Here is a 23,971-nt window from a genome sequence, read left to right as displayed (position 1 = left end):
CTGCATTAGAATATGGATGAGTGAAAAAGGAGTAATGAGAAATGCAAGGCAAAGCAGCAAAAAGTAAATTTGGAACCAGGGATCTGAGCTATTGTGCCATGTTTGTTGCATTGATGTTTGTTGGCGCTAAGATCAATATTGTGCTTCCAATCGGAAGTGGTGTTACCATATCGCTTCAGATCATGTTTGCGGTGATCACAGGTCTTTTACTCGGACCGAGGAACGGCTTGATCAGTCTCCTGGTATATCTCTTCCTGGGCCTTCTTGGTGTCCCCGTTTATGCTCATGGCGGCGGGATGGCATACATCCTGCGTCCGACCTATGGCTTTCTGCTTGGTTTTGCTTCGACAGCCTGGCTGTCCGGGACCATTCTCAACCATTTTCGAAAAAAAGATCTGAAGGCTTATCTGATAGCCGGTGAGATCGGAATGCTGTCCTATTATTTCTTCGGCCTTCTGTATTTTGCTCTGCTTAGCAATGTCCTTTTAAAGAGTGCACAGCCAATCGGCTTCAAGGAACTGATGTCCGTCTGGTTTCTCAGTACTGCCTGGGTTGATGCGGTGATTGCCGGTGTGGGATCTTATGTGGCTTGTAAAGTGGCTCCTTTGTTTTCCAGGATGAAAGAGAGCATGCGTTGAAATTATTTCCTTTTTTTTATGATATTACAGAGATGCGCTTCCTTGTGATAGGAGGCGGAGAAGTGGCGGCCGGTAAGATTAGCCGCCTTACTTCGTTTACAGATCAAATTACAGTTGTGGCTCCGAAGGCTTTGATTTATATTTCTAAAATGGCAGAGGAAGGACGAATCCGATATGAAAAAAGACCCTTCGAGGATCAGGACCTCGATCAGTACGATTGTGTGATTTCGGCGACCGGCAATCGGGAGTTGAACCGTCATGTCAGTCTTCTCTGCCGGAAGAAAGGGATCCCGGTCAATGCTGTCGATGACCCTGAGAACTGTACCTTCTTCTTTCCGGCGATTCTGAAAAGAGGGCATCTTACGGTAGCGATCTCGACCGACGGCGCATCGCCAAGTTATGCTGCCATGCTGAAAAATGAGATCGATCGGAACTTGCCGGACCATATTGAAGAAATTCTGGACATTATGCTCGCGGCGCGAAAGACCCTGCCATCCCTTTATCCGGACTTTGGACAGAAAGAAAGGGCAAGAGTCTATCGGAAATTACTGGCGGACCTCCTTTCTTTTCAGGAGATCCCAAAGCAGGAGGAAGTTACGGATCTGGTCAGGAAGATCTGTCAGGAGGAAATCGAATGATCATAGCTTCGAGAGGAAGCAGGCTGTCTCTAAGGCAGGATGAAATCGTATCGGAAAAATTACAGGAGGAAGGAATCTCGACAGAAGTTCAGGTGATCCATACGCGCGGCGACCTGGATCAGTCCAGGGCTTTGAAGGAGATCGGCGGAAGCGGCCTCTTCATTCGCGAAATCGAAGAAGTTCTCGCACGAAAACAGGCCGAGATCGCTGTCCATAGTGCAAAGGATCTCCCCTATGATCTGCGGGAAGGTATGGTGATCGGCGCCGTTATGCCGGCTGCGGATCCGGCAGACCTTCTGGTTATGAGAAAGGACAGACCGCTTGTTATCGGCACCGGCAGTGCCAGACGGGAGGCTGAGTTAAGGCGGCTTTTCCCGAATGCCAAGATCAAAGGCTTACGGGGAAATGTAGAGACCAGGCTTCAGAAACTAAAAGACGGGGAATATGACGCCATCGTTATTGCCAAAGCCGGAATTGACCGCCTGGGGATCAGTCTTACTTCTTTCCGGGTAAAAAAGCTGTCGGCAGAGGAAATGGTGCCGGCCTGCGGCCAGGGCATCATTGCCATGGAATGCCGGGAAGATGACAAAGAGACCCGGGAGATACTGGCTCATATCAATGATGAGGACACGATGAAGCGGTTTCTTCCGGAACGATATCTCTTCGGCCTTCTTCGGGCGGATTGCTCCATGCCGGTTGGCGCTCATGCGATCATCGATGGGGATCGGATCACTTTATACGCGCTCTATCTTACGAAAAAGGAGAAGATCAGCGGATATTATAAGGACTATCCGAAACTTTGTAAGAGACTGGCAGATCGGGTCATGAGGTTTTAACTATGAAAAAAGGGCAGGTATATCTGGTTGGCGCCGGCTGCGGGAAGGGACTGATCACGCTTCGCGGTCTGGATTTGATCCGACAGGCGGATGCCATCCTCTATGACGATCTGATCGACGAGGACTTGCTTTCTTATGCGAAAGATTCCTGCAGACTCATCTATATGGGGAAGAGATGCGGACGAAGAAGTGCAAGTCAGGAAGAGATCAATCAAAAACTGTATGAGCTGGCCGGTCAAGGCCTTTCGGTAGTTCGCCTGAAGGGAGGAGATCCCTTTGTCTTCGGCCGGGGCGGAGAGGAATATCTCTATCTAAAGGAGCGGGGGATTTCCTGTACGGCAGTGCCCGGCGTCAGTTCCTGTATTGCCGTTCCGGAATCGGTCGGGATCCCGGTCACTCATCGGGGGAGTGCAGATTCTTTTACGGTGATCACCGGACATAGGGCAGAGGGTAATGAAGTCGATTATTCCTCATTGGCAGATTTGCGGGGAACGCTGATTTTTCTTATGGGACTTGGATCTTGCCGGGAAATCACAGGACAATTGATCAAATATGGGAAAGACCCGGAAACGCCGGCTTCCATTGTGTCCAGAGGCTTTACAAAGGATGAGAAAAGGATTGACGGAACACTTTCTGATATTGCAGATAAGGCAAGCCAGGCGGAGACGCCGGCGGTCCTTGTGATTGGGGAAAATGCGGCCTATGCCTTTTCGGATGGGGAGGAGAGCCTTTTGGACCGGATCGATCCGTCGGATGCAGGAAAATTCAAAATTTCTCCCTTGTCCGGAAAATCCGTGGCTGTTCTTGGTAGTCTGTCTTTCACAGAAAAAGTCAGAGATCAATTGATGGATCTCGGCTGCCGGGTGGATACATATCCTGTTTTGAAGATTCGGAAAAGAGAAATCAGGCTTCCGGATCTTTCTCGCTATAGTCATATCGTTTTCACGAGTTCCAACGGTGTCCGGATCTTTTTCCAGATGTTAATGGACGAAGATCGCGATATCCGGGAAATGATGTCTGCTAAGTTTTCGGTCATCGGAAGCGGGACGGCCCGGACCCTGCATTCCTTTGGAATCCGGGCGGATCTGATTCCGGATGATTTTACTTCCCGGTCTCTGGCAGAGAAATTGGTGGACGATATTCAGAGAAAAGATATTGATGAAACTGATTTTTCTGAGAAGGGTAGGAAGAAAAAAGACCTTCCTGGAAGACCGGCTCGCCTTCTGATCTTACGTGCCCGGGAAGGCTCCAGGGATCTGAACCGTATCCTGGAAGAACACGGGATCCCATATGATGATCCGGGAATCTATGAAACGGTAGTTGATGAAAGTCAGATACCCAAAGACCGGGATTATTCTTATGTGATCTTCGGAAGCTCCGCCTCGGTTCGTGCCTTTTTTTCAAATGTAGAAAATGTAGATCAAGAGAAGGAAGAAAGCCGATTCATCTGTATTGGAAAAGTGACTGCCAAGACCTTTCGAAGTCTTTCCAAAGAAGCTATAATCATGGCAGATACCTATACGGTAGAGGGCATTGTTCGTGCCCTGGTTCGCGATGCAGGGGAATGATCCCCTTGGAAAGGAGCAGATGATGTGTACTTGTGCAACGTATCAGACCAAAGATCACTATTTCGGCCGCAATCTGGATCTGGAGTTTTCCTATCAGGAGTCGGTAACGATCATGCCGCGGAATTTTCCGATTCCCTTTCGGAAAGAGAAGACCCTAAACAGTCATTATTCCATGATCGGCATGGCTTTTGTCTGCGACAATTTCCCGCTCTACTATGATGCGACGAATGAATATGGTCTTTCCATGGCCGGTTTAAATTTCCCCGGCAACGGATACTTCCCGGAGCCGGTTTCGGATGGGAAGGATCATATTGCTCCTTTCGAGTTCATTGCCTGGATCCTCTCGCAATGTAAGGATCTGAAAGAGGCGAGGACCCTTCTGGACCGGATCTGCATTGTCAATATTCCTTTCAGTAAGGACCTTCCCATTACCCCGCTTCACTGGATGATCGCGGATCAGACGGGATCGCTTGTTGTGGAGTCGGTGCGTGACGGCTTGCATATTTATGAAAATCCGGTGGGCGTCATGACCAATAATCCGACCTTTGACAAGCAGCTCTTTCGCTTGAATGATTATCGCAGCGTCTCAGCCGGCCCTTCTATGAATACGTTTGCCAAGGGACTAGAGCTTTCTCCCTACAGCCGTGGCATGGGCGGTATCGGTCTCCCGGGAGATCTCTCCTCCGGATCGCGCTTTGTCAAGGTTGCTTTTACCAAGCTGAACTCTGTTTCTCCAGAGGATGAAGACTCCTCTGTCAGTCAGTTTTTCCACATCTTAGGCTCGGTTGAGCAGCAGAGAGGCTGCTGCGACCTGGGAGATGGGAAATATGAGATCACGATCTATTCTTCCTGCTGTAATATGGACCGCGGTATCTACTATTACCGTACCTATGACAACAGCCAGATCAATGCGGTCGATATGCATCACGAGAATCTGGATGGAGATAGGCTGGCTTCTTATCCCCTGGCCACAAAGCAGGCCATTCATCGGGTCAACTGAGCCACTTTTTCTATGGCAATCAGCCGGCTCTTCGTGTAGAATGTGTTCTGTAAGCATGGTTTATATTTCTGCGTTATCAGATATAATGCGGAGAAAAGCACCATGTTACTGACAGCTGATCTACATCTTACACAGTATAGGAGGTGTGCTATGTATCCAAATGTAACGATTATCGGGGGCGGTGTTCTTGGTACGCAGATCGGTCTGATGGCGGCTTATACCGGTCATCATGTAACTTTCTGGCTTCGAAGCGAGGGCTCGATTGGACGAACTCAGCCCAAACTCGACCATTACAGCCAGGAGATGACAAAGGCTCTGGATCAGGCCAAAGCATTACTCGGAAATCCCATGGGCGCTTATCTCTATCCGAGAGGACTGGTAACTGACTGGAAATCCGCAACTGCTGAGAGCATCGATGCATGTAAGGCTCAGTGGGAGAAGAATCAGAAGGAACTCTTGCATATCACCTTGGATATGGCAGAGGCTCTGAAGAATGCGGATATTGTGATCGAGGCAATGACAGAGGATCCTGCACAGAAGATCGATATCTTCACCAGGATGAAGGATCTGATGCCGGAGAAGACCATTCTCTGCACCAATTCCTCGACCCTTCTGCCCAGCATGTTTGCCAAGTATACCGGCCGGCCGGAGAAGTTCTGCTCTCTTCATTTTGCCAATGAGATCTGGAAGTCCAACACAGCAGAAATCATGGGACATCCGGGAACGGCCAAGGAGACGATAGAAGCGGTTGTTGCTTTTGCAAAGGATATCAATATGATTCCTCTGGTTCTACATAAGGAGCAGCCGGGCTATATCTTAAATTCCATGCTGGTTCCTTTCCTGGAATCTGCAGAGATGCTCTGGGCCAAAGGCGTAGCTGATCCGGAAACCATAGATCTCACATGGAAGCTTGCCACCAGTGCACCGGCAGGACCTTTCCAGATCATGGATATCGTGGGCTTGAAGACCTGCTATGACATTGTTTCGATGAAACCCGAGGCCAAGGATGAAAATTCCGTTTATTATAAGATCAGCACCATGCTGAAGGAAAAGCTCGACAAGGGCGAAGGCGGAGTCAACAGCGGCAAGGGGTTCTACGATTACACGAAGAAATAATGACTCGAAAATCTGCCAGACTGTGAATCAATCCAAGAAAGGAAACGTCGGAGGGCTGCCACCGGGTAGTCCTCCAGAAGGGCGTCATCTTTTTCCGTCAGGTCTTAGAAGGAAGAAGAGGCGCTCTTTTTTTGTGATTTTTTAATAAAAACAGACCTCGCAGACAAAGTTGATATAGCGGCAGAAAACCATGACAGAGGAAAGAAAGGTGCAAAAAGAAAATGTCCAATATGCCAATCAGAGATTCCACGCCGCCGTCCGTGATAAAAGCCACGCTGATATAGAAGCGCTCGCAATTCAGAAGCTTAAATCTTAAGAAAAACTTAATCCAGACCCGGTGGCATTTTACAGCCAGGAGGTTATAATAAAAACGCAGGCTGTCCTGTACCTGATCAATCAGGAAAGGGAACGGGCCCTGCGGAAACTGACATTATTATTTTCTGCCGGCACTAGGCCGGTCAAAGGAGGAAATCTATGTTGGATCAGAAAGTAAAAGACTTAATTAACACACAGATCAATAAGGAATTCTATTCCGCATATCTGTATCTGGATTTTTCCAATTATTATAACGATCTGGGATTGGACGGATTCGCCCACTGGTATGACATCCAGGCTCAGGAAGAGCGCGATCATGCTATGCTGATGCGTCAGTATCTGATTAACAACGGCGAGCATGTAAGCTTTACCGCTGTCGATCAGCCGGATGCCGTTTACGAGGATGCAGAAAGCCCTTTAAAGCTTGGCTTAAAGCATGAGCAGTATGTTACTTCCCTGATCAATACCATTTATAAGGCTGCAAATGACGTTCATGACTATCGTACCATGCAGTGCTTTGACTGGTTTGTTAAGGAGCAGGGCGAGGAAGAGAAGAACGCCGATGACCTGATCAAGAAATATGAGCTCTTCGGCAAGGATCCAAAGGGTCTCTATGCACTGAACCAGGAGCTTCTGGCCAGAGTCTATACTGCACCGAGCCTGGTACTCTAACGCATTCAGGCTCTGTCAAATCTGCTGATCATTAATAAATGAGAATACAACAGCCTCCCAATTGAGGAATCCATGGGGATTCTTCTGATCGGGAGGCTGTTTTTATATCTGATATATCGTTCCGGAGGGAAATATAGACCTCAGCGATTCACTGGCAGAGGCATTCTTTTCTTTACTCAAGAGTCAGAAGCAGAGCCATCTTGAACTTCTTCGTGGCCTTGACGGAATGCAAACCGCCCTTGGCAAAATGGAAGTTTTCGCCTGCCGTGATCGGATGATCGACACCCTCATATCCGATCACGCCTTCGCCGTCCAGTGCGAAGATGATTGCTTCGCCGGGTGCCGCATGCTCAGAAAGGCCGGCACCTTCTTTTTTTGGAATGATTCTGTAGTCAGCCATAGCAGATCTGTCAAAAAACTTTTGTATGCTAAAGCGGCCGGAAAGCCTGAAAAATGACCATTTGTACAGGTTTTCTGATTGTTCCTGATTCAGAACGTCCGGAAGCTTTTTGCGTCCTGAAAAGTACAGAAATTCGATTGACGAAGCCTTGTTCCATCACGTATGATACTTACGGGAGAGTTAGTTAGATGCTTCTAACTTTCGGGCAGGACATGCCATTACCAACCAAATCAACCCACTTTTACGATTGGAGGTCGTGATGACAAATTTTGATGCATGGGAGGGCTTTACAGCCGGCCACTGGAATGACGAAGTGAATGTTCGTGATTTCATCCAGAAGAACTACACTCCGTATGATGGAGACGAGAGTTTCCTTGAGGGACCGACAGAGCGCACCAACAGACTCTGGGGAAAGCTGCAGGAACTGCAGAAGGCAGAGCGTGCAAAGGGCGGCGTTCTGGATATGGAGACCGACGTTGTTTCCGATATCGACGCTTATGGCCCGGCTTATATTGATGATTCCATGAAGGATGATGAGCAGGTTGTCGGACTTCAGACCGATAAGCCTCTGAAGCGTGCCTTCATGCCGTATGGTGGTATCCGTATGGCAGAGGAAGCTCTGACCACTTATGGTTATACACCGAATCCGGCTCTTCATGAGATTTTTACAAAATATCACAAGACACACAACGAGGCAGTATTCGATGCCTACACACCGGAGATGATTACAGCACGTCACTGCCACATTGTAACCGGACTTCCGGATACCTACGGCAGAGGACGTATCGTCGGCGACTACAGAAGAGTAGCTCTCTACGGTATTGATTATCTGATCGAGAAGAAGCAGGCCGACAAGGACGACATCGGACACAACGATATGATGACCGGTAAGGTTGTTCGTTTAAGAGAAGAAGTTGCCGAGCAGATCAAGGCTTTAAAGAAGATGAAGAAGCTGGCTGAGTCCTATGGCTACGATATCTCCAAGCCTGCAAAGACCGCCAGGGAAGCTGTTCAGTGGCTGTATTTCGGATATCTCTCCGCAATCAAGCAGCAGAACGGTGCAGCGATGTCCGTCGGACGTATCTCCACCTTCCTTGATATCTATATCAGCAGAGACTTAAAGAAGGGTCTGATCACAGAGAAGGAAGCTCAGGAGCTGATCGATCATCTTGTTATGAAGTTCCGTATGGTCAAGTTCGCACGTATTCCTTCCTATAACGAGCTCTTCTCCGGCGACCCGGTATGGGCAACCCTGGAAGTTGCAGGTATCGGTATGGACGGACGCAGCATGGTAACCAAGAACGATTACCGTTTCCTTCATACTCTTGAGAACATGGGACCTGCACCTGAGCCCAACCTGACCGTTCTCTTCAGCAGCGATCTTCCTGAGAACTTCAAGAAGTATGCGGCAAAGATCTCTGTAGATACTTCTTCCATCCAGTACGAGAACGATGATGTCATGAAGCCTGTATGGGGCGATGACTACAGCATCTGCTGCTGCGTATCCGCTACCCAGACCGGTAAGGAAATGCAGTTCTTCGGTGCCCGTGCCAACCTGGCAAAGGCTCTTCTCTACTCCCTGAACAGCGGTAAGGATGAGAAGTTCAGAGACAAAGAGGGTCATCATATGCAGGTAGGACCTGAACTCGCACCGATGACCTCCGATGTCCTTGACTATGATGAGGTTGTTCACAAGTATGATCTGACTCTGGACTGGCTGGCTGGATTATATGTCAATATCCTTGACCTGATCCACTATATGCATGACAAGTACTACTATGAGTCTGCAGAGATGTCTCTGATCGATACCGAGGTTCGCCGTACCTTCGCAACCGGTATCGCAGGATTCTCACATGTAGTAGATTCCCTGTCTGCAATCAAGTATGCCAAGGTAACCGCAATTCGTGATGAAGAGGGTGTTACCACAGATTTCAAGATCGAGGGAGATTTCCCCAAGTATGGAAATGACGACCCGCGCGCAGATGAGATCGCAGTGAACCTTCTGAAGACTTTCATGAGAAAGCTCAGAAAGTTCCATACCTACAGAGATTCCGATGCGACCACATCCATTCTTACCATTACCTCGAACGTTGTTTACGGTGAGGCTACCGGTGCTACTCCGGACGGACGTAAGGCATTCACTCCTTTCGCACCTGGTGCAAACCCTGCATACGGCGCTGAGCAGAACGGCCTTCTGGCATCTCTGAACTCCGTAGCAAAGCTTCCTTACGAGTATTCTCTGGATGGTATTTCCAATACGCAGACGATGACTCCGGATTCCCTTGGCCATGACGAGGAAGAGAGAACCGACAAGCTTGTCAACATCCTTGACGGTTACTTCGACCAGGGCGCTCATCATCTGAACGTCAATGTCTTCGGCAGAGAGAAGCTTGAGGACGCTATGGAGCATCCGGAAAAGCCTGAGTACGCAAACTTCACCATCCGTGTATCCGGATATGCAGTCAAGTTCATCGATCTGACGAGAAAGCAGCAGCTCGATGTCCTGAACCGTACCTTCCACAGCCATATGTAATCCGATGGGAGAAGTATTAGCACGCGTTCATTCGCTGGAAAGCTTTGGCTCCGTTGACGGACCAGGAATCCGATTTGTGCTCTTTCTTCAGGGCTGCAATTTCCGTTGCCGCTACTGCCACAATCCGGACACCTGGGATCCTGCCGGTACGAAAAAGACGAAGCCGACCTTGATGAGCGCAGACGAAGTCATAGAGAAAGCTCTCCGCTACAAGCCCTATTGGGGCAAAGACGGTGGTATTACCGTAAGCGGCGGAGAAGCTCTTCTCCAGATCGACTTTTTGATCGAATTATTCCGTAAATGCCACGAGAGGGGAATCAATACCTGCCTGGATACTTCAGCAGGACCCTTCACCAGACAGGAGCCTTTTTTCTCGAAATTCAACCAATTGATGGAAAATACAGACCTTGTCATGCTGGACATCAAACAGATTTTTGAGGAAGAGCACAAGAAACTGACCGGTCACAGCAATGCAAATATTCTGGACTGCGCGAACTATCTGTCTGACATTGGAATTCCCATGTGGATCCGTCATGTCCTGGTTCCGGGTATTACAACGGATGAAAAGGAGCTTAAGGCTCTTCGAAAGTTTATCGACGGCTTGAAAACAGTGGAAAGAGTGGAAGTGCTCCCCTATCATACCCTTGGAATTTTCAAGTATGAAGAGCTCGGGATTCCCTATACACTAAAAGATGTGAATCCGCCGACCGCGGAAGAGCTGAAAAAAGCAAAAGAAATTTTAGGCGCCTTTTAATGGCGAAGGAAAGAGCCTCTGGTAACCCGGGGGCTCTTTTTCCTTTTCAAAGATCAAAAATCTGTAGGAAATCCAACATTTTCCTTGAGAGCCGATATACAATACGGACAAAATGCGCATAGATAATATAACTTCGGTTTGATATACTTATCTTGTCAGGAGAAATGACAGAAAATATGAGTAAGAATTTGACAAAGCAATAGAAAAGGAGATTTTATCTATGAGAAGATACGATGATCCGATTGCAAGAGTATATGCACGCCAGGTCCTGGATTCCAGAGGAAATCCTACCGTAGAGTGTGAAGTTGAGACGGAGTCCGGATCCTATGGCAAAGCCATCGTTCCTTCGGGAGCATCTACCGGTGAGAGAGAGGCTCTGGAGCTTCGCGACGGCGATCAGAAAGTATATCATGGAACCGGCGTTTTAAAGGCAGTTGCCAATGTCAATGAGAAGATTGCTCCGGCAATCATCGGTATGGATGTCTTTAATCAGGCAGGCATTGACAAAGCCATGCTGGATCTGGATGGAACGGAGTTCAAGTCCAACCTCGGTGCCAATGCGACACTGGCAGTATCTCTTGCCGTAGCCCATGCTGCAGCAGATTCCGTCGGACTTCCTCTTTACAAATACCTGGGCGGCCCGAATGGCAAGGTCCTCCCGGTTCCCATGATGAATGTCTTAAATGGCGGAAAGCATGCAGATTCCTCTGCAGACTGCCAGGAATACATGATCATGCCGGTTGGCGCAGCCAATGTGCGAGAAGCCGTCCGCATCGGCTCCGAGGTTTTCCATACCTTAAAAAAGGTCCTTCAGAAGTATGGCTATAATACCGCAGTCGGTGATGAAGGCGGCTATGCTCCGTCCTGTATTCCGGGAGGCAAGGGACCCTTAGAGACGCTTGGAAATGAAGGCCCTCTGGAACTGATGCTCGAAGCCGTAAAAGAAGCAGGCTACGAGCCCGGTAAGGATGTAGCTTTTGCCATGGATGCAGCTTCTTCGGAATTCTATGATGCTGACAAGAACCGTTATATCCTGAAGCGGTCCGGTGAGGGCGAGAAGACTTCTGCCGAAATGATCGAACTCTATGAGAAATGGGTCGATAAGTACCCTCTGATTTCCCTGGAAGACGGTCTTGCTGAGAATGACTGGGACGGCTGGGTAGAACTGACCAAGCGCCTGGGTGACAAGATCCAGCTGGTCGGCGATGATCTCTTCGTTACCAATACCACCTTCATCCGTAAGGGCATAGAGCTTGGTGCTGCCAATGCCGTATTGATCAAGGTAAACCAGATCGGTACTCTGACCGAAACCTTCGATGCAATCGAGATGGCGAAGGAAGCGGGCTATACAGCTATTGTTTCCCACCGTTCCGGCGAGTCTGAGGATACGACCATTGCAGATCTGGTTGTTGCAACCAATGCAGGTCAGATCAAGACCGGTTCTATGAGCCGTACGGATCGTATTGCAAAGTACAATCAGCTGATGCGGATCGAAGAAGATCTGGGAGCAGTTGCACAGTATAAGGGCAAGAAGGCATTCTACAATGTCAAGGCTCTGCAGGGTTGAGCATTTCAGATGGACAAGCAAACTTCTCTTTCGATCTGACTCAGAAGAGAATCAGACTTCATGCAGACTGGAAGGCTAAGAAACACAAAAAGAGACTGGAGCGAGTGCTCCGGTCTCTTTTCAATTGTTTTTTCGGATCAAGAAAGACATTCCTGTCTTCCTTGAAATCACTCCGTATTAATTATCCAATCGTTTCTGATAGCCTCCGGTGACATTGGTACTGCCATGCTCGATGATAAAGGCTTTGGGGTCGATTTCCAGGATATCCCGCTTGACAAAATTAACTTCATTTTTGGCAAGAACAGTCACAAGGACATGGGTGTCCTTGTTGGTATAGGCGCCGACGCCCTTCCATTTGGTGACACCCCGCACATACTTTTTCAGGATAATATCTTCGACTTCCGGATGATGGGTGAAGATGACCAGTTCGATTTCAATATTCTGATAGTGAAAGCGGTCAATTGCCAGGGAGAAGCAGATGATATAGAGGATGGAATACAAGGCTGTCGGCACAGAGAAGAGAATGGCGCAGACCAGATAGAGGACGGCATTGAAGGCTGTCTCAAAAGTACCGACAGAGAACTTTCGGTTACGGGATGCGATAAAGACCCCAAGCAGATCCAGACCGCCGGCGCTTCCGCCATTGGACAGGATCATGCCGCAGCCGATGCCTCCGACCACACCGCTGATCACCAGGCCGGCAAGTTTGTCATCCAGGATTGGAGTCTTTGGTATCGGAACCAGGGACATGAGAATAGTCTGGACAAGAATGGAAAGGAAGGTTCCAATCAGCATCTTTTTCTTCATGGTTTTCCATGCCAGAATGAAGAGGGGAATGTTCAGACACAGATTGATCATACCGGCAAGGGTTTTTGACATGGATGGGAGAAAGAGGGTTCGGAAGAGATTCGACAGACCGACAATGCCTCCGGCATAGAGATCCAGCGGCTGGAGAAAGAGGTTGACAGACAGGGAAAAGAGCGTGGTCCCAAAGAGAATCATGCCGACATTTCGCATGGTTAAGGGTCTGGCTGGTACATATAATTCATCTTGCAGGTTCATGTGACACCTCGAATTCCTGACTTATTTCGCATCTTTTGTCCGAACAAAATCATAAAAAGGATCATTTACCGGAAGCAGTTTTTTATGCATCACCATATTATCATATCTAATGTAAGCTGTTACGGAGTCTGCTTTGTTAAATTCAACGTTTTTCTTGTATGGCTGGCGGATTTTCTTAGTGAAATTTGATAGACATTATGTTAAATTTATAACAGAATCAATTTATATCAATCGGATGAGCAATTTTCTTCAGAAATTGCTCTGATTTTCATCCGATGAAGAAAGGAATGAGCTATGCCAGAACAGTACAAGGCCGTGCGGTCTAAGTATCAGGGGGAAGCCGAGAAGGATCCAGAGATCGCAAAGCTTGCCAGGAAGATCACGGACTGTGTCCCTCATAAGATCAAAGGGATTACAACAGAAGATGCGGAATATTGGGGTCTGAAGGAAGTCATCAGCCATGAGATGGCCCTTGTCGCCAATAAGATGAAACTTCGGAAGTTCTATACCTTCGAAGAATTACAGAAAATGAATCCGGACTATAGTGAAAAAGATCTGAAGGATCTTCTCTACCAGATGAGTTATGTCGGTATTCTCGAATATGATTATTCGGACTGTTATGATCACAATGGCCCGATCGAAGGGAAACCGAGGATTCAGCGTTGGAGGATTCCTTATTTCGTACCCGGCGTGGGAGAACTCTTCAACTCTTCCAAAGACCGTGTCGATAAGAATCCGCCGGTGGCATCGGCTTTTGAACGGATGACCTTCGATCCTCTGGCTGGGATTACTCAGCTGGTGCCTCCAGGAGGGGATGGCATCGGCATGCATGTCATCCCGGTGGAGGAAGCTCTGGACGTATCTCAGGAATCGGTCGATCTCGAGCATATCTCCTATTGGCTGAATAAATATGATGGACATATTTCTGCCGGAATCTGCTCCTGCCGTTATTCCCGTGCGACACTTGGGGAAGGCTGTGCCGATGATTACAATGACTGGTGTATCCAGGTCGGCGATATGGCTGATTATACGGTCGAGACCAAGAGAGGCCACTATATCACCAAGGAAGAAGCCATCGAGATCTGTAAGAAGGCAGAGGAGAACGGTTTCGTTCATCAGATCACCAATATCGACGGGGAGAACCATATTTTTGATATCTGTAACTGTGATGTAAAGATCTGTAATGCCCTTCGGACCAGCATGCTTTTCAATACACCAAATCTTTCAAAGAGTGCTTATACCGCAAAGACCACGCCGGAAAACTGTGTTGCCTGCGGCCTCTGTGTGGAAGCCTGCCCGGCCGGCGCGGTAAAGCTCGGTCAGAAGCTTTGCAAAAAGGATGGAAGTCTGCCGGAATATCCAAAGTCCATTCTTCCCGATGCCATTCATTGGGGAAAATATGCCTGGGATGAGAACTACCGGGATACGGCAAGAATGTATAACAGCTGGCCGACCGGATCCTCTCCCTGTAAGGCAGCCTGCCCGGCGCATGTTCCGGTTCAGGGCTATCTCCAGAAGGCCAAGGAAGGCAAGTATGAAGAAGCGCTTGCATTGATTAAGACCATGAATCCCTTCCCGGCAGTCTGCGGAAGAGTCTGCAATAAGAGATGTGAGACAGCCTGCACCAGAGGAACGATCGATGAGGCGGTCTCCATTGACGCTGTAAAGAAATTCGTGGCAGATTATGATCTGGCTCTGGATACGCCCTACATTCCAAAGAAGGCGGTTGCATCCGTAACAGGAAAGTTCGATCAGAAGATCGCAATCATCGGCGCCGGCCCTGCAGGTCTGTCCTGTGCATATTATCTGGCCCTTATGGGCTATTCTCCGGTGGTCTTCGAGAAACACGAGAAGGCGGGCGGCATGATGACGTATGGAATTCCTTCTTACAAATTGGAGAAGGATGTCATTGCCAAAGAGATCGAGATCATTGAGAAACTGGGCGTGGAGATCCGCTGCGGCGTGGAAGTCGGTAAGGATATTACCCTGCAGGAATTGAAGGAGCAAGGCTTCCAGGCTTTCTATATCGCCATCGGCTGTCAGGGCGGACGTCGTCCCGGTGTTTCGAATGACGATGCTTTGGGTACAGATGTTGCGGTTCATTATCTGCAGAAATCTATGGCAGAGGGACATCCTGCAATCGAAGGCGATGTCGTTGTTGTCGGCGGTGGTAACGTAGCGGTTGACTGTGCCCGAAATGCAATCAAGCGCGGAGCAAGTCATGTCACCATGGTTTCTCTTGAGCAGAGAGATGAAATGCCGGCCAGCAAGGCAGAAATTCAGGAGACATTGGATGATCATATCGAGATCTTAAACGGATGGGGTCCGAAGGAAGTCCTTGTCGATGATAAGAAGCAGGTTTCCGGCATCGTATTCAAGATGTGTACAAGAACCATCGATCCTGAGACCGGTCGCTTCTCACCGCTTTACGATGAGAGCCGGACCAGTGAGATCTCCTGCCGTCATATCGTTTTTGCCATTGGACAGGCCATTGAGTGGGGCGGACTTCTCGATGGACGGACAGTCAGCTTCCATCATGGCAATTATCCGCAGGCGGATGAATTGACTTTCCAGACGACGGATCCGGATATTTTCGTCGGAGGAGACGTTTTGACAGGGCCTAAATTTGTCATCGATGCCATTGCAGAAGGCCATTATGCAGCAGATTCTCTCAACCGTTATGTGCAGTGGAATGCTTCCATGACCATTGGAAGAGACCGGCATCATTATCTGGAACTGGACAAGGAGGATCTCCTGATTGATTCCTATGATACGGCCGGCAGGCAGGAGGCCAAGGATGGCCCTGAGGGATCAGACCCCTTCCGGGATATGCATGGCACACTGACCGAGGAAGAGGTACATACGGAATGCAGCCGCTGTCTCGCCTGTGGTGCATCTGTTGTAGATCCGAATAAGTGCATTGGATGCGGTATCTGTACGACCCGCTGCAAATTCGATGCGATTCATCTCTACAGGGATCATCCGGAAAATACCGATATGCGCTTTGCAGAGGATAAGATCAAGGGTCTGGTGCCTTATGCCATGAAGAGAGCCTTCCGGATCCTGAAGAACTCCGGTTCCGAGGAAGCGAAGATCATGAGAGAGAAACGCCGCGAATTCAATAAGAACAAGGAATTCAACAAGGCACACCCCAACACGGGAAATGCAGTTCCTATGGAAGAAAATTGCAAACAGTAATATGTAAGAAGTAAGAAGTATGAAGAAAAGACCTCATTTGTCAGGCAGGATATGGCTGGCAGATGGGGTCTTTTTTGTGTTTTTTTCGGTTGATAAGTAAGTGAGCTCTGGAAAAGGACTTTCAGATTGGCACATCCCGGTGTTCTACTGAGGTCGAGAAGGCGATGAGTGTCTTGGTCTTCCCGAAATGCTGGAGTTCATTGATAAAGTGATCCAACTGTTCGGTCGACTGAAAGACGGTTTCTATTAACATGGAATAATCGCCGGTGACGCAGTTGCACTCAATGACGTTGTCAATTCCCTGAATATAGGGATAAAATTCCTGCTTCTGATCGGGAGCAACTTCGAGATTAATGAAGGCCTTGATGTGATATCCGAAATGCCGGTAGTCGACCTCGGCGTGAAATCCACGCAGGATACCGGCTTTCTCTAGCTTATCGATCCGGGCAGATACCGCCGGGGAGGAAAGGAAGACCTGTCCGGCGATTTCCTTGATGGGTGTTCGGGCGTTTTTTAAGAGGATACGAATGATTTTCCGGTCAATCGGATCCAGCTCTTTTTCATCCGGGTCTGTTTTTTTATCGGATTCCGGAGACGGCATCCGATCGGAAAAGGAATCTTTTGTACTGTCTTCTTTCTCTCTTGCCTTCTTTTCACTTCGCATTCTTAAATCCTCCTTTATTCATAAGCTGTACTTATAGCATAAATTACCAGGCAACTTCATAAAGATTAATATTATAAAGCAAAAGTGGTTTATATTTAAATATTATAAGAAAGAAAATAGAAAAATCAATAATTTTATCAGCATTCACTTAATAATATTTACAAACGAAAAAAAGAGGGGTATTCTTCCACCATAAAGCAAAGCGGTCGATAAGAAATCCTGATAAATCCGGTGAGAAAGATTTACAGTTGTACCGCAAATGATAGTTACTGGAAAGTGAGGACCCACAATGAGAACACGTTTGGAATCTGATTCAATTGGAACGAAAGCATTACCCGAAAGCGCCTACTATGGTGTCCAGTCCCTTAGAGCGCAGGAAAATTTTCAGATTACAGGTCATACAATGAATCCCACTTTCTTAAAGAATCTGGCCATGATCAAGAAAGCTGCTGCGATGACCAATAAGAGAGCCGGGGAATTGGATGCTGCGAAGGCGGATGCCATAATAACAGCCAGTGACGAAGTCATGGAGGGCAAGTTCCGGGAGGCCTTCCTTGTGGATGCGATCCAGGGCGGCGCCGGAACCAGTGCCAATATGAATATGAATGAGGTCATCGCAAACCGGGCCTGTGAACTCCTGGGAGCGAAAAAGGGGGACTATTCCATGGTTCATCCCAATGACCACGTGAACATGGCCCAGTCCACCAATGATGTCATCCCGACAGCCGGAAAGCTTACGGTTCTGGATCTCTTGAGACCGCTGGAATACGAACTGGTCCGTCTGGAAGATGCCCTCATGGACAAGGCAAAAGAATTCGATGATGTGATCAAGATGGGACGGACCCAGCTGCAGGATGCGGTTCCCATGCGACTGGGCCAGAGTTTTCATGCATGGGCTGTCATGGTTCGAAGGGATCATAAGAGACTGCATACAATAAGCCGTGAGATGCTGACCGTAAACCTCGGCGGAACGGCGATCGGAACGGCGATCAATACGTCAGACCGCTATCTGAATCATGTTGTTCCCTGTCTATCGGATCTGTCCGGCTATGCGCTTCGCCAGGCGGAAGACCTGTTCGATGCAACCGAAAATCTGGATGGCTTCGTGGCTGTTTCCGGTGCCCTGAAGACATGCGCCCTCGACCTCTCCAAGATGTGCAACGATCTCCGTCTCCTTTCCTCCGGTCCCAAGACCGGCCTGGCTGAGATCCACCTTCCTGCCAGACAGAACGGTTCATCCATCATGCCGGGCAAAGTGAATCCGGTCATTCCCGAGGTTGTAAACCAGGTAGCCTTCCTGGTTGCAGGGCATGACCTTACCATATCGATGGCAGCAGAGGCCGGACAGATGGAACTCAATGCCTTTGAACCGGTGGCCTTCTACAATCTCTTTGAATCCATGGAAGCCATGACCGGAGCGGTCCGAACCTTGACAGATCACTGCATCACGGGAATTACAGCTGACAAGGAGCGCTGCAGGACACTGATGGAAAGCAGCGCCGGTATTGCAACAGCACTGTCCCCTTATATCGGCTATAAGAAGTCAGCAGAGATCGCCAAGCAGTCGGTTCGTGAAGATCGATCCGTTCGAGAAATTGTCCTTTCGGAAGGCATCATGACGGAGAGTGAATTGGAAGGGATTCTGGATCCCTGGGCCCTGACCGGTATGAAAGATCCAAAAGCAGTCCGGAAGGCAGTCTGAAAAGTCTCTAAAAGTTTTATAAAATATAGACCGAAATCATCGATGATTCTTTTGGCCTGTGGTATGATTGGTTGAGAAATAAGTTTATTTCGAGAGGAAAAATAATATGATTACGATCTATGGATTAAAAACCTGTCCTTACTGTGACTATGTCAAGGAACAGATCAAGGGCAGAGAGGATGAGTTTCATTACATTGATATCGGAAGCCATGTAAAGTATATGCATGCCTTCATGGATCTAAGAGACAATCGGCCGGAATTCGACCATAGTAAGGAAATTGGAGATATCGGTATTCCAGCTTTTGTTCTGGAAGACGGCAGCATTACTCTGGATCCTGCCAAGGTCGGCTTGAAGGAATATGATCCGAATACGCCGTCCTGCTCCATTGCCGATCACAAGAATGGAAAACAGGGCTGTTAAAAAATCAGAAAAAATCAGATAAAACATCAGATAAAAAAGGATTCCTTCTTTTTTCATATTAGAAGGAATCCCTTTTTCTATATGTGGGTTATGTGAGTTATGTGAGTGCTGTGAGTCCCTTTTTTAGAGCCCCAGATCTCCATAGAAGGATTCAAGAAGCTCTGCCGACTTCTTCAAGGCCTTTTCTTCCTCTGCATCCAGGCGGATCTCTACGATTTCCCTGGCACCGGTCCGGTCAATAATCGTTGGAACAGAAAGCCAGGCCTTTTCGATTCCATATTGACCACTCAGACCGACTGTAACAGGATAGATATGGTTCTCATTGAAGAGAATGGACTTACAGATCGCAGCGGAAGAGGCGGCGATGCCATAACAGGTGTTGCCCTTACGGCTGAAGATCTCCCATCCTGCCTGAATGGTCTGCTTTTGCAGATCCTCACGGGTGATATTTCTGGTCCGGTCGGGATTGTCGGACATGACATTTTCTACGGACTTGCCTCCGATCACGGCAGAGTGCCAGGATACGATCTCGCTGTCGCCGTGTTCGCCGCACACATAGGCCGATACACTCTTCGAATCCAGACCATACATGTTGGCAAGCTCGAAGCAGAGACGGGCAGAATCCAATGTGGTGCCGGATCCGATGACCTGGTTCTTCGGCAGACCGGACATCTTGTAAACCAGATAGGTCATGATGTCTACCGGATTGGAAACGATGAGGAAGATTCCGTTAAAACCGTTTTCCATGACAGAGTTTACAATGCTCTTCATGATTTTAATACTGGGTGCCAGCATCTTCAGCCGGTTGTTGGAATCCTTCGGCATGGGAGCAGAAGCTGTGATGATGACGATATCCGCATCCTTGCAGTCTTTGTAATCTCCGGCATGAACATTGATATTCCGGTTCATAAAATAGATGGAATGCGCCATATCGAGCGCTTCTGCATAGGCTTTGTCCTGATTGACATCAATGAGGACGACTTCTTCTGCCAGACCCTGATTGATGATGGTATACGCGGTTGTGCTTCCGACATTGCCGCAGCCAACGATAACAACTTTTGATTCTTTAAAACTCATAGTTTCTTTCTTCCTTTCAAAACGGTTACTATTATAATACATTTATGGATGAAAGGGTGGACCTAATTTGAAAGGATCCTTTGGGTGTATGAGATGAAGAAACTGTTTTTTGATAAAGACCGATTGGGCGCCTTCATGGATGCCATTATTGCAATTATTATGACCATACTGATTCTGGAACTGGACCGGCCAAGCCAGCCTACGCTTCGGGCATTCTTAGGCCTCTGGCGGGGCTATTTGTCCTATGCCATCAGCTTCTTTTGGCTGGCTTCTATGTGGACGGCCCTTCATATTGCCTGGGATCGAATCGAGAAGGTGTCCCAGAGAACGGTCTGGATCTCGATTTTTCTTCTTTTCTGGGCTTCCTTTCTGCCTTATATGACAAGTCTATTGATCAAATGGAACGACAAACGGGTGGCTCAGGGTGCTTATGGCCTTGTGATCATTATTACCACATGGAACCTCTATTGGCTCTATGTCAGCCTGAATCATGACAATCAGGGCGGAAATGCCTGCAGTTATATCGCACTTGCCGAGAAGAGTCTTCGAATCGACCTGGGGATCAAGATCGCAGGCTTCGTCCTGGGTATGATCTTCTATCCGCAGCTGGTAGAAATCGGCATACTCTTAGCGGCAACATGGATGATCGCAGGCAGGATCTCCCTGAAGAAGAGGAGGAATGGGGGCCATTTGTAAGCCATTTTCCCAGGTCCTCTTCCGTTACCTTCACGCTGTTTTGATATCCTTGGCGTAGAACCTGTCATATTTCAGACCCGAGATGTCGCAGACCGGTTCTTCGCCGGAAACCAGCTGGGATACGACGGTGCCGACGCCCGGGGCAATGCCGAAGCCGTGTCCGGTGAAACCGCAGGCCAGGATCAGGCCGGGTACTTCGCTGACCGTATCAATGACCGGGACACCGTCCTTCATATTATCCGACCAGCCTGCCCAGGCCCGAACGATCTTGGCATCCTTCAATAATGGGATATAACGGATGATGCCCCGGCAGATACAGGGAACCGTGTCGCTGTAATTTACGGGCCTTCCGTTATCCTTCTTATAGAGCTCAAAACCGGTGGAACCGCCGATAACGAAAGAACCATGGTCGGTCTGATGGCCGTAGAAGTCGGCCTCTGCCGTGCCGAGCATCTGCTCGAACATCTTCGGCTCTGCCTCGGTGACCAGGCATTCAATCAGCTTTTGGACCATAGGAATGTCGATCCCGATCGTACCGGCGATAGCACGGGATGCCATACCTGCGGCGAGGACGATATGATCGCCTTCGTAAGTATCTGTCCGGGTAACGACTTGTCTGGCTCTGCCCCGGATCTTTCTGATCTCCTTTACATCTTCTCCTGTGATAAATGTAACCCCCAACCGTCTTGCCGCCATATAGTAGGCAAGTGTCGCCTTCAGAGGGTTGGCATGACCGTCGGTCGGACACCAGCTGGCTCCGATGACTTCTTCGGAAAGGTAGGGGTTGATCCTTCGGACTTCATCGCCGTCGATCATCCGAACGTCGAGTCCGCAGACACTGGCGCTGTCCGCCAGTTTTTTCAAGGTCTTCAAGTGTGCTTCTGTCTTTCCGAGACGGAGATTCCCCTTTTTGTGATATTCCACATCATATCCAAGTTCGTCGGAAAGTGTCGGCCAGAGATGCTCAATGCCATACATGGCAAGAGGAAGCTCTCTCGGATCACGGCCGGACTGACGGACGCCACCTCCATTTCTGCTGGATCCGCCATCTCCGATGATGTCAGACTTCTCAAGAACGATCACATGATATCCTCGTTTTGCCAGATAATAGGCACAGGCATTTCCAATGATACCGGCACCGATAATTATTACATCACTTGTCATCATAGATCCGTCTCCTCCGTCTCATCTGCGTAAACATGCATTTCTGTGGGTCTCATGGGAGCTCTGGAACTTGCCGGCTCCAGGAGGGCCGGAGAACATGTCAGTTCCCTTGCCACGATGCCCTTGACCAGTTTCGCACATGTCTGGCCCTGGCAAAGCCCCATGCCGCATCTTAAGTAGCGGCGGATCTCTGCAATGGTCCATAAGCCTTCATGTACGGCCTTTCGAATTTCTCCTTTGGTAACTTCTTCGCATCGGCAGACGATCATATCATCGTCAGGCATGGGAACGAAGTCACCGATATCTCTCGATCTGTTACTGAATTCACTCATCTTCTTTCCTCCTGACTTTATACTGCGGCTTGAAAGAATCTTGCCTTCATGGCAAATTCCTTCGGGACAGAGATGGTAAGCAGGGCGGTACTGTCATAAGCCTTGCCGGTACGAACCTTTTCCACTTCTGCATCACATACGACATGTCCGTCACGCCCCAAGGCTTTTCCCTTGCAGCCGACTGGCGGCAGAGGCATGAACTCGTAGGGAAGGGTGATGGTAGCTTTTCCGTCTCCGCTATCCTCATCGATCAAAAAAATCGCCTGGCCCGGGCAGGAAGCTACACAGAGACCGCAATTAATGCATTTCTTATCTGCCACTGAGATGGGAAGGGAGGTGATATTGTTGCCGATGGAAATGCAGCCCTGACTGCAGGCGTCCTGACATGGGTTACATGGGATGTTTTGTGTGCATTCCAGAACCGGATGGACACCGACCTTGTGGATCACGCCCGGAAAACGCTCGATTTCATCATCGGAAACATAACCCTTGCGTAAGAGACTTTGTGACAGATCAATCCCTTCTTCCGTTTTGGTGATCTCTTTGCCCCGGTTCTTTGGAGCAAACATCCCCTGACGGAGGGAATCCAGGGAAGATTCGAGTTTTTTAATTTCCGCTTCCTTTTCTTCTTTATCAATGAATCCCAGGTATTCAGCGGCTGCGATCCCGGACATCCGGCCTTCGATCATAGCAGAAGAGGCCTCTTCAATACCGGAAACATCACCTGCGGAATAGATACCGGGAACAGAAGTCTCCCCATAGTCTCCGATGATCGGCACCTGACCTCCGCGCCTGGGATCATCCTCCATCTTGCATCCGGCCATCTTCAAAAGCTGAGACATGGGAGAGAGACCGACGGCGACACAGACCGTATCGACATCGAAGTGCTTGTCTGTCCCCTCGATGAACTGGAACTTATCATCAATTTCTCCGATGGTAACGCCTGTGACATGGTCCTCACCCTCGACTTTTTTGATCGTGTGGGAGAGATAGAAGGGAACATTGGTGCGGGCAACCTTTGCCGCATGGACGCCGTACCCGCCGATCTTAGGAGCAGCATCGACCAGGGCTACGACATCACATCCGCACTGGATGAGCTGGAAAGAAACAACGAGGCCTACATTTCCGGTGCCAAGCATGAGGATCTTCTCGCCCGGCTTGACGCCGTAGAGGTTCAAAAGGGTCTGGGCAGCGCCTGCACCCATGACGCCCGGCAGATTCCAGCCATCGAAGAGGACCATGTTTTCGGCTGCTCCGGTTGCGATGATAATGGCGTCACCTTTGAAATGATGGACTTCATCTCCCATGCGGACAACAACTTCCCGATCCTGGTAGAGTCCGATGACGGTGGCATTGAGTTCGACTTTGACTCCGGCTTGGCTGGCTTCTTTGAGGAGTTGTTCGCCGATGTGGAAACCGCGGATCTTGGCCTTGTGTTCCTTGGATCCGAAGAATTTGTGGATCTGCTTGAAGAGCTGGCCGCCGGGGCGGGCGTTCTCATCGAAAACGACAACATTCATTCCGCGTTTTGCTGCTTCAATGGCAGCGGATAATCCGGAAGGACCGGCGCCGACGATAATGAGGTCAAATCTTTCTATTTTCATTTCTTACTCCTCCG

General features: G+C 48.9%; 20 protein-coding genes and 1 pseudogene. 14 read left to right on the top strand and 7 right to left on the bottom strand.

Annotated features, from left to right (window positions below):
• The first annotated feature begins 41 nt into the window (after positions 1-41).
• From ACKX2L_RS04595 to ACKX2L_RS04565, 7 genes are all read left to right on the top strand, one after another.
• Positions 42-638 carry a biotin transporter BioY gene (locus ACKX2L_RS04595; RefSeq protein WP_497552722.1) on the top strand — a complete coding sequence of 199 codons (597 nt, stop codon included), beginning with the start codon at positions 42-44 and terminating at the stop codon, positions 636-638.
• Positions 635-1,276, top strand: a complete 642-nt coding sequence (locus ACKX2L_RS04590; RefSeq protein ID WP_497552721.1) for a precorrin-2 dehydrogenase/sirohydrochlorin ferrochelatase family protein — start codon at positions 635-637, stop codon at positions 1,274-1,276. The genes ACKX2L_RS04595 and ACKX2L_RS04590 overlap by 4 nt, the downstream gene beginning before the upstream one ends.
• Positions 1,273-2,112: a hydroxymethylbilane synthase gene (hemC, locus tag ACKX2L_RS04585; protein ID WP_497552720.1), complete on the top strand. Its 840-nt coding sequence runs from the start codon at positions 1,273-1,275 to the stop codon at positions 2,110-2,112. Before ACKX2L_RS04590 ends, hemC begins: the two co-directional genes overlap by 4 nt.
• Positions 2,113-2,114: 2 nt before the next feature.
• Positions 2,115-3,680, top strand: coding sequence for a uroporphyrinogen-III C-methyltransferase (gene cobA, locus ACKX2L_RS04580; protein ID WP_497552719.1), 1,566 nt, complete (start codon positions 2,115-2,117; stop codon positions 3,678-3,680).
• A 22-nt stretch (positions 3,681-3,702) separates the two neighbouring features.
• Positions 3,703-4,680 (top strand): choloylglycine hydrolase, encoded by a 978-nt coding sequence (gene bsh / locus ACKX2L_RS04575; RefSeq protein ID WP_497552758.1) that lies wholly within the window; start codon positions 3,703-3,705, stop codon positions 4,678-4,680.
• 150 nt (positions 4,681-4,830) lie between these two features.
• A complete protein-coding gene (locus ACKX2L_RS04570; RefSeq protein WP_497552718.1) occupies positions 4,831-5,796 on the top strand; it encodes a 3-hydroxyacyl-CoA dehydrogenase in 966 nt (321 codons plus the stop codon).
• A 474-nt stretch (positions 5,797-6,270) separates the two neighbouring features.
• On the top strand, positions 6,271-6,783 hold the full coding sequence (locus tag ACKX2L_RS04565) for a ferritin (protein ID WP_497550436.1): 513 nt from the start codon (positions 6,271-6,273) through the stop codon (positions 6,781-6,783).
• A gap of 172 nt (positions 6,784-6,955) precedes the next feature.
• On the opposite strand, the pseudogene ACKX2L_RS04560 reads toward ACKX2L_RS04565, so the two are convergent.
• A pseudogene (locus ACKX2L_RS04560) lies at positions 6,956-7,153 on the bottom strand (cupin domain-containing protein); the annotation flags it as partial.
• Positions 7,154-7,442: 289 nt separating this feature from the next.
• Between ACKX2L_RS04560 and pflB the strand changes: the two are divergent.
• The 3 genes from pflB (at position 7,443) to eno (ending at position 12,037) form a co-directional block, all read left to right on the top strand.
• Positions 7,443-9,716 carry a formate C-acetyltransferase gene (gene pflB / locus ACKX2L_RS04555; RefSeq protein WP_497552717.1) on the top strand — a complete coding sequence of 758 codons (2,274 nt, stop codon included), beginning with the start codon at positions 7,443-7,445 and terminating at the stop codon, positions 9,714-9,716.
• 4 nt (positions 9,717-9,720) lie between these two features.
• The gene (gene pflA, locus ACKX2L_RS04550; protein ID WP_497552716.1) at positions 9,721-10,470 is read left to right on the top strand and encodes a pyruvate formate-lyase-activating protein; all 750 of its coding nucleotides are present in this window, start codon (positions 9,721-9,723) and stop codon (positions 10,468-10,470) included.
• A gap of 220 nt (positions 10,471-10,690) precedes the next feature.
• Complete coding sequence (gene eno, locus ACKX2L_RS04545) at positions 10,691-12,037, top strand: phosphopyruvate hydratase (RefSeq protein ID WP_497552715.1); 1,347 nt, start codon at positions 10,691-10,693, stop codon at positions 12,035-12,037.
• Positions 12,038-12,214: 177 nt separating this feature from the next.
• On the opposite strand, the gene ACKX2L_RS04540 is transcribed toward eno, so the two are convergent.
• A complete protein-coding gene (locus tag ACKX2L_RS04540) occupies positions 12,215-13,099 on the bottom strand; it encodes a YitT family protein (protein ID WP_497552714.1) in 885 nt (294 codons plus the stop codon).
• A 294-nt stretch (positions 13,100-13,393) separates the two neighbouring features.
• Between ACKX2L_RS04540 and ACKX2L_RS04535 the strand changes: the two genes are divergently transcribed.
• Positions 13,394-16,297 (top strand): FAD-dependent oxidoreductase, encoded by a 2,904-nt coding sequence (locus ACKX2L_RS04535; protein ID WP_497552713.1) that lies wholly within the window; start codon positions 13,394-13,396, stop codon positions 16,295-16,297.
• A 121-nt stretch (positions 16,298-16,418) separates the two neighbouring features.
• On the opposite strand, the gene ACKX2L_RS04530 is transcribed toward ACKX2L_RS04535, so the two are convergent.
• Positions 16,419-16,850 carry an Lrp/AsnC family transcriptional regulator gene (locus tag ACKX2L_RS04530; RefSeq protein ID WP_497550565.1) on the bottom strand — a complete coding sequence of 144 codons (432 nt, stop codon included), beginning with the start codon at positions 16,848-16,850 and terminating at the stop codon, positions 16,419-16,421.
• 400 nt (positions 16,851-17,250) lie between these two features.
• Here ACKX2L_RS04530 and ACKX2L_RS04525 point away from each other — a divergent pair, with 400 nt between their 5' ends.
• Both ACKX2L_RS04525 and ACKX2L_RS04520 read left to right on the top strand, forming a co-directional pair.
• Positions 17,251-18,663, top strand: a complete 1,413-nt coding sequence (locus tag ACKX2L_RS04525; protein WP_497552712.1) for an aspartate ammonia-lyase — start codon at positions 17,251-17,253, stop codon at positions 18,661-18,663.
• Between the two features lie 106 nt (positions 18,664-18,769).
• On the top strand, positions 18,770-19,084 hold the full coding sequence (locus ACKX2L_RS04520; RefSeq protein ID WP_497550429.1) for a glutaredoxin domain-containing protein: 315 nt from the start codon (positions 18,770-18,772) through the stop codon (positions 19,082-19,084).
• Positions 19,085-19,207: 123 nt separating this feature from the next.
• Here the strand turns inward: ACKX2L_RS04520 and ACKX2L_RS04515 are convergent, their stop codons facing one another.
• Positions 19,208-20,161: an L-lactate dehydrogenase gene (locus tag ACKX2L_RS04515; protein WP_497552711.1), complete on the bottom strand. Its 954-nt coding sequence runs from the start codon at positions 20,159-20,161 to the stop codon at positions 19,208-19,210.
• 93 nt (positions 20,162-20,254) lie between these two features.
• Between ACKX2L_RS04515 and ACKX2L_RS04510 the strand changes: the two genes are divergently transcribed.
• Positions 20,255-20,857 (top strand): TMEM175 family protein, encoded by a 603-nt coding sequence (locus ACKX2L_RS04510; protein WP_497552710.1) that lies wholly within the window; start codon positions 20,255-20,257, stop codon positions 20,855-20,857.
• 30 nt (positions 20,858-20,887) lie between these two features.
• On the opposite strand, the gene ACKX2L_RS04505 is transcribed toward ACKX2L_RS04510, so the two are convergent.
• The 3 genes from ACKX2L_RS04505 to ACKX2L_RS04495 are packed head-to-tail and all read right to left on the bottom strand — an operon-like array spanning position 20,888 to position 23,957.
• A complete protein-coding gene (locus ACKX2L_RS04505) occupies positions 20,888-22,024 on the bottom strand; it encodes an NAD(P)/FAD-dependent oxidoreductase (RefSeq protein ID WP_497552709.1) in 1,137 nt (378 codons plus the stop codon).
• Complete coding sequence (locus ACKX2L_RS04500; RefSeq protein ID WP_497552708.1) at positions 22,021-22,353, bottom strand: (2Fe-2S)-binding protein; 333 nt, start codon at positions 22,351-22,353, stop codon at positions 22,021-22,023. The genes ACKX2L_RS04505 and ACKX2L_RS04500 overlap by 4 nt, the downstream gene beginning before the upstream one ends.
• 17 nt (positions 22,354-22,370) lie before the next feature.
• A complete protein-coding gene (locus ACKX2L_RS04495) occupies positions 22,371-23,957 on the bottom strand; it encodes an FAD-dependent oxidoreductase (protein WP_497552707.1) in 1,587 nt (528 codons plus the stop codon).
• Between the last annotated feature and the right edge of the window lie 14 nt (positions 23,958-23,971).

Source organism: Porcibacter vitabionis, assembly GCF_046263795.1.
Taxonomy (GTDB): Bacteria; Bacillota; Clostridia; order Lachnospirales; family Lachnospiraceae; genus Lachnocurva.
This window is presented reverse-complemented; position numbering and strand designations above follow the sequence as displayed.

Excerpts from the sequence above, each read along its gene's own strand:
- ACKX2L_RS04495 (WP_497552707.1), bottom strand. The coding sequence starts at position 23,957 with ATGAAAATAGAAAGATTTGACCTCATTATCGTCGGCGCCGGTCCTTCC.
- hemC (WP_497552720.1), top strand. The coding sequence starts at position 1,273 with ATGATCATAGCTTCGAGAGGAAGCAGGCTGTCTCTAAGGCAGGATGAA.
- ACKX2L_RS04535 (WP_497552713.1), top strand. The coding sequence starts at position 13,394 with ATGCCAGAACAGTACAAGGCCGTGCGGTCTAAGTATCAGGGGGAAGCC.
- eno (WP_497552715.1), top strand. The coding sequence starts at position 10,691 with ATGAGAAGATACGATGATCCGATTGCAAGAGTATATGCACGCCAGGTC.
- ACKX2L_RS04520 (WP_497550429.1), top strand. The coding sequence starts at position 18,770 with ATGATTACGATCTATGGATTAAAAACCTGTCCTTACTGTGACTATGTC.
- ACKX2L_RS04515 (WP_497552711.1), bottom strand. The coding sequence starts at position 20,161 with ATGAGTTTTAAAGAATCAAAAGTTGTTATCGTTGGCTGCGGCAATGTC.
- ACKX2L_RS04595 (WP_497552722.1), top strand. The coding sequence starts at position 42 with ATGCAAGGCAAAGCAGCAAAAAGTAAATTTGGAACCAGGGATCTGAGC.
- ACKX2L_RS04525 (WP_497552712.1), top strand. The coding sequence starts at position 17,251 with ATGAGAACACGTTTGGAATCTGATTCAATTGGAACGAAAGCATTACCC.
- ACKX2L_RS04540 (WP_497552714.1), bottom strand. The coding sequence starts at position 13,099 with ATGAACCTGCAAGATGAATTATATGTACCAGCCAGACCCTTAACCATG.
- pflB (WP_497552717.1), top strand. The coding sequence starts at position 7,443 with ATGACAAATTTTGATGCATGGGAGGGCTTTACAGCCGGCCACTGGAAT.
- pflA (WP_497552716.1), top strand. The coding sequence starts at position 9,721 with ATGGGAGAAGTATTAGCACGCGTTCATTCGCTGGAAAGCTTTGGCTCC.
- cobA (WP_497552719.1), top strand. The coding sequence starts at position 2,115 with ATGAAAAAAGGGCAGGTATATCTGGTTGGCGCCGGCTGCGGGAAGGGA.
- ACKX2L_RS04500 (WP_497552708.1), bottom strand. The coding sequence starts at position 22,353 with ATGAGTGAATTCAGTAACAGATCGAGAGATATCGGTGACTTCGTTCCC.
- ACKX2L_RS04565 (WP_497550436.1), top strand. The coding sequence starts at position 6,271 with ATGTTGGATCAGAAAGTAAAAGACTTAATTAACACACAGATCAATAAG.
- ACKX2L_RS04505 (WP_497552709.1), bottom strand. The coding sequence starts at position 22,024 with ATGATGACAAGTGATGTAATAATTATCGGTGCCGGTATCATTGGAAAT.
- ACKX2L_RS04510 (WP_497552710.1), top strand. The coding sequence starts at position 20,255 with ATGAAGAAACTGTTTTTTGATAAAGACCGATTGGGCGCCTTCATGGAT.
- bsh (WP_497552758.1), top strand. The coding sequence starts at position 3,703 with ATGTGTACTTGTGCAACGTATCAGACCAAAGATCACTATTTCGGCCGC.
- ACKX2L_RS04570 (WP_497552718.1), top strand. The coding sequence starts at position 4,831 with ATGTATCCAAATGTAACGATTATCGGGGGCGGTGTTCTTGGTACGCAG.